General features: G+C 64.4%; 11 protein-coding genes. 7 read left to right on the top strand and 4 right to left on the bottom strand.

Annotated features, from left to right (window positions below):
* Positions 1 to 358 precede the first annotated feature (358 nt).
* The 3 genes from AC1DDG_RS11335 to AC1DDG_RS11325 form a co-directional block, all read right to left on the bottom strand.
* Complete coding sequence (locus tag AC1DDG_RS11335; RefSeq protein WP_476876142.1) at positions 359 to 1906, bottom strand: glycoside hydrolase family 32 protein; 1548 nt, start codon at positions 1904 to 1906, stop codon at positions 359 to 361.
* A gap of 216 nt (positions 1907 to 2122) precedes the next feature.
* Positions 2123 to 3178, bottom strand: a complete 1056-nt coding sequence (locus AC1DDG_RS11330) for a LacI family DNA-binding transcriptional regulator (protein WP_230119275.1) — start codon at positions 3176 to 3178, stop codon at positions 2123 to 2125.
* Positions 3179 to 3199: 21 nt separating this feature from the next.
* Complete coding sequence (locus AC1DDG_RS11325; protein WP_476876141.1) at positions 3200 to 4432, bottom strand: Gfo/Idh/MocA family protein; 1233 nt, start codon at positions 4430 to 4432, stop codon at positions 3200 to 3202.
* 153 nt (positions 4433 to 4585) lie between these two features.
* Between AC1DDG_RS11325 and AC1DDG_RS11320 the strand changes: the two genes are divergently transcribed.
* From AC1DDG_RS11320 to AC1DDG_RS11290, 7 genes are all read left to right on the top strand, one after another.
* Positions 4586 to 5530 carry a carbohydrate ABC transporter permease gene (locus AC1DDG_RS11320; RefSeq protein WP_476876140.1) on the top strand — a complete coding sequence of 315 codons (945 nt, stop codon included), beginning with the start codon at positions 4586 to 4588 and terminating at the stop codon, positions 5528 to 5530.
* A 12-nt stretch (positions 5531 to 5542) separates the two neighbouring features.
* Positions 5543 to 6445 carry a carbohydrate ABC transporter permease gene (locus AC1DDG_RS11315; protein WP_476876139.1) on the top strand — a complete coding sequence of 301 codons (903 nt, stop codon included), beginning with the start codon at positions 5543 to 5545 and terminating at the stop codon, positions 6443 to 6445.
* 73 nt (positions 6446 to 6518) lie between these two features.
* On the top strand, positions 6519 to 7865 hold the full coding sequence (locus AC1DDG_RS11310) for an ABC transporter substrate-binding protein (protein WP_476876138.1): 1347 nt from the start codon (positions 6519 to 6521) through the stop codon (positions 7863 to 7865).
* A 76-nt stretch (positions 7866 to 7941) separates the two neighbouring features.
* The gene (locus AC1DDG_RS11305) at positions 7942 to 8163 is read left to right on the top strand and encodes a hypothetical protein (RefSeq protein WP_476876137.1); all 222 of its coding nucleotides are present in this window, start codon (positions 7942 to 7944) and stop codon (positions 8161 to 8163) included.
* 141 nt (positions 8164 to 8304) lie between these two features.
* Positions 8305 to 9342, top strand: a complete 1038-nt coding sequence (gene mgrA / locus AC1DDG_RS11300; RefSeq protein WP_476876136.1) for an L-glyceraldehyde 3-phosphate reductase — start codon at positions 8305 to 8307, stop codon at positions 9340 to 9342.
* Positions 9343 to 9582: 240 nt separating this feature from the next.
* Positions 9583 to 11775, top strand: coding sequence for an alpha-galactosidase (locus AC1DDG_RS11295; RefSeq protein WP_476876135.1), 2193 nt, complete (start codon positions 9583 to 9585; stop codon positions 11773 to 11775).
* Positions 11776 to 11880: 105 nt separating this feature from the next.
* Positions 11881 to 12489 (top strand): TetR/AcrR family transcriptional regulator, encoded by a 609-nt coding sequence (locus tag AC1DDG_RS11290; RefSeq protein ID WP_476876134.1) that lies wholly within the window; start codon positions 11881 to 11883, stop codon positions 12487 to 12489.
* Positions 12490 to 12522: 33 nt separating this feature from the next.
* On the opposite strand, the gene AC1DDG_RS11285 is transcribed toward AC1DDG_RS11290, so the two are convergent.
* Positions 12523 to 13107 (bottom strand): HhH-GPD-type base excision DNA repair protein, encoded by a 585-nt coding sequence (locus tag AC1DDG_RS11285; protein WP_476876133.1) that lies wholly within the window; start codon positions 13105 to 13107, stop codon positions 12523 to 12525.
* Positions 13108 to 13129: the final 22 nt, after the last annotated feature.

Raw genomic sequence — 13129 nt, 5'->3', positions numbered from 1 at the left:
CGCGGCGCATTACCGGGATCGGAGACCAGCGGCTCGACAAGCGAATGGTGGACTCGACAATCGTTGAGTGCCGTCTGTTCTTCACTCCTGGCGAGGACTGCTATCTGCCAGGGATCGTCACGGCGCTTCAAAGCCTCATCACACCTGAGCAGGCGAAGGCTAGGCGCTCCTTGAAGCAGCACGTGGCTCAGGTAGTCGTCGGCCCGCGCATGGGGGCGTCAGGCCCGATCTTTCACTCGGGCCGCCTCGAAATGGACAACGGATTGGGCCCCGGCATCTTGCTTGGCAGTGTTCTGGTCGCGATGGATTACATCGAAGGGATTGCCCTTGGGGAGTCCCACTCATTGGTCGTTAGGCGCTACCGACTCAGGACCAATGGCTCTGCGATTCGCACCGGCGGCTCCACGGGTCGCGTCACTTTCAGGCAGGGGGCGGTGGCGGTCCCCCCTTTGGCGTAGAGCGACAGACGGGTGCTGTCCGGCCCGGGAAATATAAGGCCTGTCATGGTGACCAGCCCGTTTTGGGCGAAGACTTCCACTGAGCAGTGGTCGATGAAGAGGGTGAGGGTGTATGACCCGTCGGAGGCCGGTTTTAGTGGGGCCGTATCGGTGGAAGCAAAGGCGTCATGGAATTCTGTGTTGCCGGAGCTTGTCCGGTCCATGATGAGCCGGTTCTCGGAGGGGCGGATGCCGATGCGTGTTCCATCGGTGCCGTTGCCTCGGATGATGAGTCCGAAGTCCTCTGCTGATTCCGGGACGAAGGTCACCTCGATGATCTCCACCGGCGCTCCGGTGTGCAGATGGCGCATTCCTTCATCTATTGCAAGATCAGACCAGGTGTTCACCGACAGTGCGTTGCCGGTTCGATATTCGTCGGCGACCCGTTGGGACAGTCGGGGCTGGCCTTGGTCTGTGACCAGGGAAATTTCGCGTACGAGTGACATGGAACTGCGCCATGGCCAGGTCGGAATGGCGGCGCCGTATTGCCAGTTGTTCATCCAGCCGACCATGAGACGGCGCCCGTCGGGTGCGTTGTTGAAAGAGACGGCCGCGTAGTAGTCGCGTCCCCAATCGAGCCAGTGGTAGGTGTCGAGGTCGGCCGTTTGGTTGCTGCCGTCGGTGACAGTTGTTTCGGATGTGAAGGCCACGCCGTCGAAGTGGCCGACAAAGTATTGGCCCCCTGATCCGCTATTGGGCCCTCCGGGGTTGAGATTCACGGTGAGAACCCATCTGGTCTGCTCTTCGTCGCCGTCCAGTGGCAAGGGGAAAAGGTCAGGGCACTCCCAGACGCCGCCGGTGGCGTTGGCGGGTCCGAAGCTGCTGAGGTAGTGCCAGTCCCGAAGGTTATCGGAGCTATAGATGACCACTTTGTGCTCGTTTGCTTCGACTGCCACCATGACCCAATAGCTGCCCGGGGGCCCGCTGTAGCGGAACACCTTCGGGTCGCGGAAGTCTGCGGAGTTCCTGTCGAGGACGGGGTTGCCCTGGTGCTTCGTCCAGGTGTAGCCGCCGTCGGAACTCCAGGCCAGGGACTGGGCCTGTGTGCCGCGGCGGGCTGAGCTGTCTTTGTAGGCGCTGGTGTAAATTGCCACCAGCGGGGCGGTCTGCCCGTTGCCGAGGCCGCTGGTGTTGTATTGGTCGATGACGATGCTGCCGGAGAAGATGTCCTCTTCGGCGTCGCAGAGGATGGCCACGGGCTGCTCGTCCCAGTTGACCAGGTCCACCGAGGTGGCGTGGCCCCAGGACATGTTGCCCCAAACGTTCCCGAAGGGGTTGTTCTGGTAATAGAGGTGATAGATCCCCTCGTGGTAGACGAGTCCGTTCGGGTCGTTCAGCCAGGTGTTTTTGGCCGTGTAGTGGATGGCGGGCCTGAAGATGTCATCCTCGTGGGCGGAAATGGCAGTCATGACGTTGGGTGCCTTAACGGGTAGTCGGTGGGGTACGCCGCGGGCAGGTGGCGGCCGCGGCGGCTGCCGGGTGGCTTCCGGTCAGCAAGGAAACGCACCCGCCGGTGGGCGGTTGCGGACGGACGTGCACCCCGGAGGGGCGGGTTCTCCCAGTGCTGGGGGATGCCGGCCCCTCCGGCAGGTTGTCGCCTTAGCGCAGCGTTGAAGCCGTGTGTTTCAGTGGCAGCCGCAGGAAGTGCGCAGTACGAGTTCGGCGGGGAAGATATTGGTCTGAGTTTCTTTTCCGGGCGGCGCCAGGAGGGCATCGAGGGCGGCTTGGGCCATGTCCTTGACGGGCTGGGCGACTGTGCTGAGCCGGGGCCAGGTGTATTCAGCTTCGGGTGAGCCGTCGAAGGAGAACACCGCGAGGTCTTCCGGCACCCGCAGGCCGCCCTCCTGGAGGGCGCAGAGCAGAGCAACTGCCTGCTGGTCGGAGCTGACGAAGACCGCGGTCGGCCGCTCGCTGCGGGCCAGCAGCTCCTGCCCGGCGCGGTACCCGCCCTCGCGGGTGAACGGAACCCGAACGATCGGGCCCGGGGTGAGGCCGGCGTCCTGAATGCCCTGGCGCCACCCGACCTCGCGTGCGTCGAGGTCGCCGCCAGCAGTGTTGCCCATGACCAGCCCGATGCGTTCGTGGCCGTGGCTGATGAGGTGCTCAACCGCCATGCGCGCTCCGTCCCGGAAGGCTACTCCGACGGAGTTGGCGTCGTGGTCTCCCGCGCTGTGTTTCATGACGGCGGGACTGCCTGCTGTGGCAAGGTCGGTGCTGTGGTTCAGGAGCACTACGGGGATGTCTGCCTGTTCAAGGTCCATCAGATCGGGATCGGACAGTTCGCTCCAGAGGAACAGTCCGTCCACCTTCCGGGCGGCGAAGTTCTTGATGAGGCGGCGCTCTGTCCGCAGCGAAGCCTGAGAGTCCGCCAGCAGGAGGGTGTAGCCCCGCTCGGCCGCGGCGTTCTCGACCGCGCGGGCGAGCGAGGCGAAAAACGGATTCAGGGCATCGGGGATGATCATGGCGAGCATCTCACTGGAACCTAAGGCAAGTGCCCTGGCTGCCGCGTTGGGCCGGTAGCCCAGCGCCCTGATTGCCTGCCGCACCTTGGCCTCGTTCGCAGGGGAAACGGCCCGGGGCCCGCCGTTGACCACGTAACTGACGACGGCGCTGCTGACCCCTGCCAGCCGGGCGACATCGTCGCGTGTGATGGGCTTGGCTTGTGAGGTCGGGTGCGGCATGGCAACCATGCTATCGGCGTTTCACTTGGCGGACTCGCGAAGTACCGGGCGGGGCAGCTCTGCCGGAGCGTCGCCGAAGTCGGGCACCGGCAGGCGTTCGCCGCCGCGCAGGGCCGACTGGTGTGCCACGATGCCGGGAAGCGTGTAGCGGGCCGCTTCCCAGGCGTTGACCGGAGGCAGTGTGCCGGTGTTGATGGCGGTGACGAAGTCGTCCACGAGGAAGTGGTGGCTGCCCTCGTGGCCGTTGGGCAGGCCGCGGAACTCGGCCGGCAGTCGTCCGGCGTCGTGCACGGAGGCCATGCCGGAAATAAAGGCATCGCGCAGAGCAGGGGCCACGTCGGCCAGCATGGGGTCATCCGCGTCCATGGTTGCCTGGGTCTCGAGCTGGTCACTGATGTCTGTCACGGCGTGCTTGTCCTGCCAGACGCTGACCAGCGCGAGCTGCTCCATGCTGGCCTCGGTGCCGAAGTAGCGGAACCGGGATTCGCGGATGTGGGACGGGTAGCCCACGCGGCGCATCTCGTTGATCCGCATGGCGCCGCCGTCGTTCATTTCGAAGAGTGCGGTGGCGTTGGAGAAGTCGTTGGCGAACATGCTTACCTCGCGGTCGAAGACGCCGTCCTGACGCTGATCCTTAACGCCGATGCAGCTCACGCTGACGGCGTGGGAGCCGGTCGCTCCGAGCACACCACCCACGGAATGGGTTGGGTAGAGCATGGGCGGGTAGCTGGCGGTGCGCTTCCAGTTTTCTCCGCCGCTGTACTGGTAGGCGTCGTAGAAGCCGAGGTCCATGTCGTGGACGTAGTCGCCCTCGGCGTAGAAGATCCGGCCGAAGGCGCCCTCGGCATTCTTTTTGCGGGCAAAGACGGTTGCGGGGTTGTAGTAGCTGGTCTCACCCATCATGTACGTCAGCCCGGTCTCGCGGACCGCTTCGATAATTTCTGCGATCTCCTCTTCGGAGATCGCCATCGGCACGGCGGAGTAGACGTGCTTGCCGGCGCGCAGCGCCTGCAGCACCAGGGGTCCGTGGGTCCAGCGCTGGGTGAAGATCGCTACGGCGTCGACGTCGCTTTCGAGCATTGCCTCGAAGCTGTCGAACGTCCCTGCCGCGCCGGCGCTGCTGCTTTGGGCCTCTGCACGCTCAGTGATGAGGTCGGTGAGATAGATGTCTGAGATTCCGGGGTGGGCGGCGAAGAGCTTGGCGAATACGCCTGCGAACTGTCCCGCACCAACGATTCCAATTGAAGAAGTCATGGAAAAAGTATGTGCATGAAATCTACGCGCGTCAAGAGTGCCTTTTTGATTAGCCAAAAACCTTTGTTTCTCGGGGAAGGTGTTGCCTTTTTCTAAGCTACGCGCGTAGAGTAGCGGTCAATTGTTACCTGCCTCACAGGAGAGGGATCAAAGATGACCACCATTACCAAGGACCCACCCGCCGCAGCGCATAAGATGCCGCAGCGTTCGAACCGGGGCCGTCGCAGGGCCAAACTGCGTGACGTCAGGATCGCACTGCTGTTCATCCTCCCGGCGATGATCGGCCTCGTTGCCTTTTGTCTGGTCCCGACGATCCGGGGCATCTACCTGAGCTTCACCGAGTACAGCATCCTCGGCGAGCCCAAATGGGTCGGCGTCGACAACTACACGGCGATCTTCAAGGATGAGCTCTTCTGGAACGCGATGGCCGTGACCATCCAGTACGTCGCAATCAACATCGTCTTCCAGATAGTCATCGCCCTCGGCTTGGCGCTGCTGATGCACCGCGTGGCCAAGTCCGCGTTCGTCCGCGGCGCCTTGCTGCTTCCGTTCCTGGTGGCCAACGTGATCGTTGCCCTGCTGTGGTTCTGGATGCTCGACTACCAGATCGGCATCGTCAACGAAATCATCAGCTGGATGGGACTGCCCCGCGTCGCCTTCTTCGGCAGCGAGCAATGGGCGATTCCCACCATCGCGTTCGTCAACGTCTGGCGCCACATGGGCTACACCGCCCTGCTGATCTTCGCCGGCCTCCAGGCCATCCCCCACCATGTCTACGAGGTGGCCTCCCTGGACGGGGCTTCCCCGACCAGGACGTTCTGGAGCATCACCATGCCGCTCCTGCGACCGGTTCTGGCACTGGTCCTGGTGGTCACCGTCATCGGATCGTTCCAGGTCTTCGACACCGTCGCGGTCACCACCGGCGGCGGCCCGGTCAACGCCACCCGCGTCATCCAGATGTACATCTACCAAAAAGCCTTCGGCGAATCGGACTTCGGCTACGCCTCTGCCCTGTCCGTCATTCTCTTCGTGATCCTCGCACTCGTGGCCTTCATCCAGATGAAGTTCCTCAAAGGCAACGAATCGGATCTGGACTAAGGAACCCCTGCCATGACCACTCAAACACTCACCACCCGCAATGCCCTCGACTGGCGCCGCGTCGGCGCCTGGACGCTCGTCGCCCTGGCGCTCATCGTCACCATCTTCCCGTTCCTGTGGATGCTCCGGACGGCCCTCTCCAGCAACCACTCCTTGGCCTCCAACTCCGGGAACCTTTTGCCGGCGGACTTCTCCTGGGGCGCGTTCAAGCGTGTCTTTGGAATGCAGACCACAGAGGAGGCCATCGCCGAAGGAGGTTCCGGGGCAGTCATCGACTTCTGGCTGTACCTGCGCAACTCGATACTCTTTTCCACCGTGACAACCGCAGCCCAGGTCTTTTTCAGCGCACTTGCTGCCTACGCCTTCGCCCGGCTCCGCTGGCCCGGGCGTGACAAGGTCTTCTCCGTGTTCCTGGCCACCATGATGATTCCGGGGATCTTCACCGCGCTGCCCAACTTCCTCATGATCAAGAACCTGGGACTGCTGAACACGTTCGCCGGCCTAACGCTGCCCTTCCTGTTCATGTCCGCGTTCGCCATCTTCTTCCTGCGGCAGTTCTTCCTCAGCATGTCCCGCGAAGTGGAGGAGGCAGCCATGCTCGACGGGGCCAAGAGCCTGCGCATCTTCTTCCAGATCGTCCTGCCCAACGCCGCCGCACCCATGGCCACCCTCGCGCTGCTGACGTTCATCGGCCAATGGAACGAATACTTCTGGCCACTGCTGGTCGGTAACGACGAGAGCATCCGCGTCCTCACCGTGGGCCTCAGCGTCTTCAAGTCCCAGTCCCCCCAGGGCGCCCCGGACTGGTCCGGACTCATGGCCGCCACCATCGTTGCGGCAGTGCCCATCCTCATCCTGTTCCTCGCCTTCGGCAAAAAGGTAGTCAACTCCATCGGATTCTCCGGCATCAAATAGACCGCCAATCCAACCGCTCACCCCCACCAAAGTCCCCTCCGGGCAACCTCATGCCCTCTTCGAAAGGTCCATCATGAAAAAAACCCTAGGCGCCGTCGCTGCCGCCGCAGCCATCGCCATCTCCCTCTCCGCCTGCAGCGGCGGATCCACCTCCGCCACCGCCGGTGAGGCCAAGGGCGAAATCAACTATTGGCTGTGGGATGCCAATCAGCTGCCCGCTTACCAGCAGTGCGCGGCGGATTTCACCAAGGCCAACCCGGACATCAAGGTCAAGATCACCCAGCGCGGCTGGGGTGACTACTGGACCACCCTGACCAACGGATTCGTCGCCGGAAACGCCCCGGACGTCTTCGCCGACCACCTGTCCAAGTACCCGGAGTTTGCCTCCAAGAAGCAGCTGCTGGCCCTCGACGACGCCGTGGCCAAGGACCACATCGATCTCTCGATCTACAACAAGGGCCTGGCCGATCTCTGGGTGGGCCAGGACGGCAAGCGCTACGGCCTTCCCAAGGACTGGGACACCGTGGGCCTCTTCTATAACAAGGCCATGACCGACGCCGCCGGCATCACGGCCGAGCAGATGGCCAAGCTGGATTGGAACCCCAAGGATGGTGGCAGCTACGAGAAGACCATCGCCCACCTGACCGTTGACAAGAACGGTAAACGCGGAGACGAAGCCGGCTTCGATAAGAACAATGTGGCCGTCTACGGCCTGGGTTTGGAGTCCTCGGGCTCGGGCCAGGGCCAGACCCAGTGGAGCTTCCTGACGGCCACCACCGGCTGGACCCACACGGACAAGAACCCCTGGGGCACCAAGTTCAACTACGACGACCCTAAGTTCCAGGACACCATCGCCTGGTGGGCCGGGCTCGCGGACAAGGGCTACATGCCCAAACTTGAAACAACGGTAGGCGCCAGCATGCAGGACAACTTTGGCGCCGGCAAGGCCGCCATCAACAGCCAGGGCGACTGGACGACCGGCCAGTACACCGGCTACAAGGGCATCCAGACCGGCATCGCACCCACCCCGACGGGACCGGACGGCAAGCGCGCGTCCATGTTCAACGGCCTGGCCGACTCCATCTGGGCCGGCACCAAGAACCCCGCAGGAGCCACCAAGTGGGTCGAATACCTCGCCTCCTCAGCCTGCCAGGACGTCGTCGCGTTCAAGGGAGTCGTCTTTCCCGCCATCAAGTCCTCCACCGCCAAGGCTGCCGCGGCTTTCAAAGCCAAGGGCGTCGACGTCACCGCCTTCACCCAACAGGTGGAGGATGAAACGACGTTCCTCTTCCCGATCGCGGACAAGGCTGCCAAAGTTGACGGCATCATGAATCCCGCCATGGACGCAGTGGTCTCCGGCAAGGCCCCGGCCAGTTCCCTCACCCAGGCCAACGAAAAGGTCAACGCCCTCTTCAAGTAACCATTCGACACCACGGAGGGGCGGGCCCTTTCGGTTCCGCCCCTCGGCCCGCGCGACGACGATCCACAGGACCATCATGTACACCGATGCATCAAATGAAGACCTCCTCCACATTCGCGTCCAGAAACGCAGCCAATTAGAGGACCAACTGGATAAAGCCGTGAACATCCTCGCCGAGCGGGCCCCGCTCTGCGGCGGCAAAGGGATCCTCGTTGCCCGGCACTCCCCCCGGGACTTCACCGTCCAGCTCCACCCCGACATCCCGTACGGAACCATCCAGGAAAAGCAGCAATGGTAAGCCGCGATGGGAACACTCTCCCCTGGAAACCGTGACCAGGAACCACTCATCCCACGATGAATAGCAGCCGGAAACCACCTCAACCAACAGAGAACCCGTGACCCCGGACCTGCATATGAGCGGTCCCGACAGGATGAACCTATGACTTACCCCGCTGCGGAAAACCGCTACGAGTCCATGCCCTACCGCCGTGTCGGACTCAGCGGCCTCAAACTTCCCGCCATCTCCCTGGGCCTGTGGCACAACTTCGGCGACGACAAGCGCTTCGATGAACAGCGCGCCATCCTCCGCCGCGCCTTCGACCTCGGCGTCACCCACTTCGACCTCGCCAACAACTACGGACCCCCGGACGGCTCGGCAGAGACCAACTTCGGCCGTCACTTCAAGGACGACTTCGCCCCGTACCGCGACGAACTCATCATCTCGACCAAGGCCGGCTACGACATGTGGCCCGGCCCCTACGGCAACTTCGGCTCCCGCAAATACCTGCTCGCCAGCCTCGACCAGTCGCTGGGCCGGATGGGCCTGGACTACGTGGACATCTTCTACAGCCACCGGCCGGACCCGGAAACCCCCATGGAAGAAACCATGGGCGCTCTGGACCAGGCCGTGCGCTCCGGCAAGGCGCTCTACGCCGGCATCTCGTCCTACACGCCGGAACAGACCCTCGAGGCGGCGCGGATCCTGAAAGAACTGGGCACCCCGCTGCTGATCCATCAGCCCAGCTACTCCATGCTGAACCGCTGGACCGAGAACGGCGCCCCCAACCTGTACGAGGCGCTGGACCAGGTTGGTGCCGGCTCGATTGCTTTCTCCCCGCTGGCGCAGGGAATGCTGACGGACCGCTACCTGAACGGCATCCCGGCCGATTCGCGTGCGGCCAAGGAACGGTTCCTGTCCGAATCCGCGCTGACCGAGGACAAACTGAACCGCGTCCGAGGGCTCAACACGATCGCCGCCGGCCGCGGGCAATCACTGGCGCAGATGGCCATCGCCTGGATCCTCCGCGACCAGCCCAAGGGCTCGCCCGTCACGTCCGCGCTGGTGGGAGCTTCCAGCGTCCAGCAGCTCGAGGACACGCTGTCCGCCATAAACAACCTGGCGTTCACGCAGGAGGAGTTGACGGCGATCGACGAATTCGCAGCCGAATCAGACATCACCGTGACCGTCCGCACCTAATGCCCCGCCTATATCCCGGTCGTCGAAGGCGATAAGTGATCGTTTCCGAGGTGTGTCGATGTGCCAGTTGTGCCAATCGCTGCGGCGAGTGCGGAGAGTCTGGCTGCGACTCTCGCGTAGACCCCCGAACGCTGTACCATCCGACAAAAACCCCGCCAGCTCACTCCTGCGCGCCGCGGGCATCGAATCCCCGCAGCGCGCAGCCCCACCCCGTTACTCCCACACAGAAGGACAGCATTCATGAATCCCCTCCACCTCCGTTCCGCCGGAACCACCCTAGTGATCAGCTTCGACAGCGGGGGGGCTGAGGTCATCCACTGGGGCGCGGACCTTGGCAGCACGCTGCCGGACCTCGCCATCCTTACGGCGGCCATCCCGCCGTCGTCCGTCGACGCCACTGTACCGACTGGCCTCCTGCCGCAGGCTTCAGCCGGCTGGCGGGGCCGTCCCGCCCTGCGCGGCCACCGCATCGCCGACGGCGTCTCCGGCTTGGACTTCTCAGCCCGCCTCCGCCTAGTGAGCGCCGATGCCGAGGGGACCTCCGCGGTGATCGTCCAGTCCGATCCCGACGCCGGCCTCACCGTTTCCTCCGCCCTGACCCTGCACGACGGCGGCCTGCTGGAGTTGCGCCACACCCTCACCAACGATGGCGCCACGCCTTATCAGCTCGACGAGCTGGCCACGGTCCTCCCTGTGGCGCCCGAAGCCGTCGAAATCCTTGACCTCACCGGGCGCTGGTGCCGGGAACGCCACCCGCAGCGCCGCCCCATCCAGCAGGGCACCTGGGTCCGCACGGGCCGGCACGGCCGCACCGGGCACGACTCCTCCCTACTCTTCGCCGCCGGAACCGCCGGTTTTGGCAACCGGCACGGGCAGGTCTGGGCCACTCATTTGGCCTGGAGCGGCAACCACGAGCAGTTCGCCGACAGCATCGGGGACGGCCGCACCATGATCGGCGGTTCGGAGCTCCTGGGCCCCGCTGAGGTCGTCCTTGATCCGGGCGGCAGCTACACCACCCCCACCTTGTTCGCCGCCTACTCGGACCGCGGCCTGGACGGCATCAGCGAGGCGTTCTACAACTGGTTCCGGTCCCGCCCCCATCACGTTTTGCCCGCCGCCGCCACCGGCCTGCCCGCCGGCAAGCCTCGTCCGGTGGTGCTGAACGTCTGGGAAGCGGTCTACTTCGACCACAACCTGGCCACCCTGATGGAACTGGCCGACTCCGCCGCGGAGCTTGGTGTTGAGCGTTTTGTGCTCGACGACGGCTGGTTCCGCGGACGCCGTGACGACCGCGCCGGCCTCGGCGACTGGTACGTCGACGAATCACTCTGGCCCGACGGCCTCACGCCACTGATCAACGCCGTTACCTCCCGCGGCATGGAGTTCGGCCTCTGGGTGGAACCGGAAATGGTCAACCTCGACTCCGATATTGTCCGTGCGCGCCCCGAATGGATTGTTGGCCCGTCCGTCCAGAGCTACAAGGACGGCGGCCGCCTGCCACTTGAATGGCGGCAGCAGCACGTCATCGACCTCGTAAACCCGGAGGCGTGGCAGTACATCTACGATCGCATTGACGCCCTTCTGAGTGAAAACAACATCAGCTACCTCAAATGGGACCAAAACCGCGACCTGCTGGAGCACGGGCACGGCGGACGCTCCTCGGTCCACGAGCAGACCCTGGCCGCCTACAGGCTCTTCGACGAACTCCGCAAGGCCCATCCGGGCGTCGAAATTGAGAGCTGCTCCTCCGGCGGGGCACGCGTGGACCTAGGCATACTGGAACGCACCGACCGCATCTGGGGCTCGGACTGCAACGATGCGCTGGAACGGCAGACCATCCAGCGCTGGACCGGCGTGGTGGTTCCGCCTGAGCTGGTGGGCGGACACATTGGGCCCACCACGTCACACACCACCGCCCGCACGCACGACCTGTCCTTCCGCGCCATCACCGCCCTGTTCGGCCACTTCGGCATGGAATGGGATGTCCGCAACGTTCAGGGCGCCGAACGGGAGGAACTCAAACGCTTCATCGGACTCTACAAAGAACACCGGAACCTGATCCATTCAGGGCGCACGGTCCGCGCGGACGTGCCCGACGATTCCCTCATGCTCCACGGCGTAGTGACCCCCAGCGGTGTCGCGCAGGGCACGACGGCGGCGCTGTTCGCCCTGGTCAGCACACGCACCGCCCTCGCGGAACAGCCGGGACGGATCTCCATCCCCGGCCTGGCGCCGGACCGGGAGTACCGTGTGGAGGCCGTCTTCCCGGCCCCGGGTGACGCCGACTATTCGCACACGTTCACGCAGGTCCGCCCCCCGGCCTGGCTGGCGGACGGCGCCGTTGCGGGCGGCCGTTTCCTGGCCGAGGTGGGACTGCCCATGCCCGCCCTCAACCCCGAACACGCACTGCTGCTGAAATTCACCGCACTGTAGCAACGGGAAAGGTGCTGCCCCGCCGTTTCCGCCGCTCTCCGCACGTCGCGGGGTCCCTCCGACTAGGCTGGGCTTGACCTTCAAGAGCTGCAGTCAGGAGAACACATGGGGCGCCCGCTCCTCCCGTTGATATCCGTGGAGGCCCTGACCACGGCGGCCCTGGAGCTGGTTGATGAGGGCGGAGACTTCAGTTTCCCGAAACTGGCGAAGAGGATCGGCGTCAGCCAGTCCTCCATCTACAACCACGTCAGCGGCAGGGACGAGATCTTGGAGCTCCTGCGGCACCGGATCATCACCGAGGAGCCGTATCCGCCGGTGGACCACAGCGACTGGGAAGCTGCCCTCCGGGTCCTGATCCGTACCTACCGGGACGCGTTCGTCCGCCACCCCCGGCTGGCCCCGCTGTTGGTCCTTCAGACGATCACGGATCCGGATGTCATCGGCCTCTACGAGGACCTCGCGCTGGCCCTGGAGAGTGCGGGGTTCCGGGGACGGGACGTGGTGGCGGCCATCTCCACCATCGACAGCTTTGCCCTGGGCGCAGCCCTGGACCTGGCGGCTCCGGAAGTTGTCTGGGATCCCCCGGCGGAGGGCTATCCCACGCTCAAGCGCGCGCTCGGCAACGCAGGCCCCACGGAGGAACGGGGCGGGCACGCCTTCGACTTCGGCCTGGATGTAATTATCGGCGGGCTCCGGGCCAGGCTGGCTGTCTGACGTCGCCTTGGCGGCGCCGTACAGGCCGAAGCGTCAGTCCCCGGCGGTTTTCGCAGCCTTGGCAGCGGCCTTGGCAGCCTGCTTGCTGGCGCGCACCTTGCTCAGCGACTCCGGATCCACAATGTCGGCAACAGACAGGAACGCATCCTTCTGGCCGTAGTGGCCGGCGGCCTCGCGCCAGCCTTCCGCCTGTAGTCCGCACTGCTTGCCAAGGAGCGCAAGGAAGATCTTGGCCTTTTGCTCGCCGAATCCGGGCAAGGCTTTGAGCCGGCGCAGCACCTCCTGGCCGTCGGGGTCACCCTGCGTCCAGATGGTTGCGGCGTCCCCGTTCCAATCGCGGTGCACGGTCTCGGCGAGGGCCTGGACACGTCCGGCCATGGATCCCGGGAAGCGGTGCACTGCCGGCCGCTCCTTGAACATCTCCACGAAGCCCTGGGGGTCGTACCCGGCGATCGCAGCGGGCTCCATGGATCCGATGCGCGTCCGGATCTTTTCGGGACCGGCGAACGCCGACTCCATGGTCACCTGCTGGTCAAGCAGCATGCCGGTGAGCAGCGCAAACGCGTCATCGCTGAGCAATTTATCGGCAGCGGGATCCCCTGTGATGTGCAGTTCCATGCGTCCTATCCTTGCACCCGCC

The organism is Arthrobacter sp. 10L430 (assembly GCF_056395245.1).
The sequence above is the reverse complement of the archived record's forward strand: the minus strand, read 5'-3'. Positions and strand labels throughout refer to the sequence as shown.

What these genes read in the sequence shown, in the direction of transcription:
- AC1DDG_RS11285 (WP_476876133.1), bottom strand. Translation starts at nt 13,107, where the DNA reads ATGGAACTGCACATCACAGGGGATCCCGCTGCCGATAAATTGCTCAGC.
- AC1DDG_RS11295 (WP_476876135.1), top strand. Translation starts at nt 9,583, where the DNA reads ATGAATCCCCTCCACCTCCGTTCCGCCGGAACCACCCTAGTGATCAGC.
- mgrA (WP_476876136.1), top strand. Translation starts at nt 8,305, where the DNA reads ATGACTTACCCCGCTGCGGAAAACCGCTACGAGTCCATGCCCTACCGC.
- AC1DDG_RS11325 (WP_476876141.1), bottom strand. Translation starts at nt 4,432, where the DNA reads ATGACTTCTTCAATTGGAATCGTTGGTGCGGGACAGTTCGCAGGCGTA.
- AC1DDG_RS11320 (WP_476876140.1), top strand. Translation starts at nt 4,586, where the DNA reads ATGACCACCATTACCAAGGACCCACCCGCCGCAGCGCATAAGATGCCG.
- AC1DDG_RS11330 (WP_230119275.1), bottom strand. Translation starts at nt 3,178, where the DNA reads ATGCCGCACCCGACCTCACAAGCCAAGCCCATCACACGCGACGATGTC.
- AC1DDG_RS11305 (WP_476876137.1), top strand. Translation starts at nt 7,942, where the DNA reads ATGTACACCGATGCATCAAATGAAGACCTCCTCCACATTCGCGTCCAG.
- AC1DDG_RS11290 (WP_476876134.1), top strand. Translation starts at nt 11,881, where the DNA reads ATGGGGCGCCCGCTCCTCCCGTTGATATCCGTGGAGGCCCTGACCACG.
- AC1DDG_RS11310 (WP_476876138.1), top strand. Translation starts at nt 6,519, where the DNA reads ATGAAAAAAACCCTAGGCGCCGTCGCTGCCGCCGCAGCCATCGCCATC.
- AC1DDG_RS11315 (WP_476876139.1), top strand. Translation starts at nt 5,543, where the DNA reads ATGACCACTCAAACACTCACCACCCGCAATGCCCTCGACTGGCGCCGC.
- AC1DDG_RS11335 (WP_476876142.1), bottom strand. Translation starts at nt 1,906, where the DNA reads ATGACTGCCATTTCCGCCCACGAGGATGACATCTTCAGGCCCGCCATC.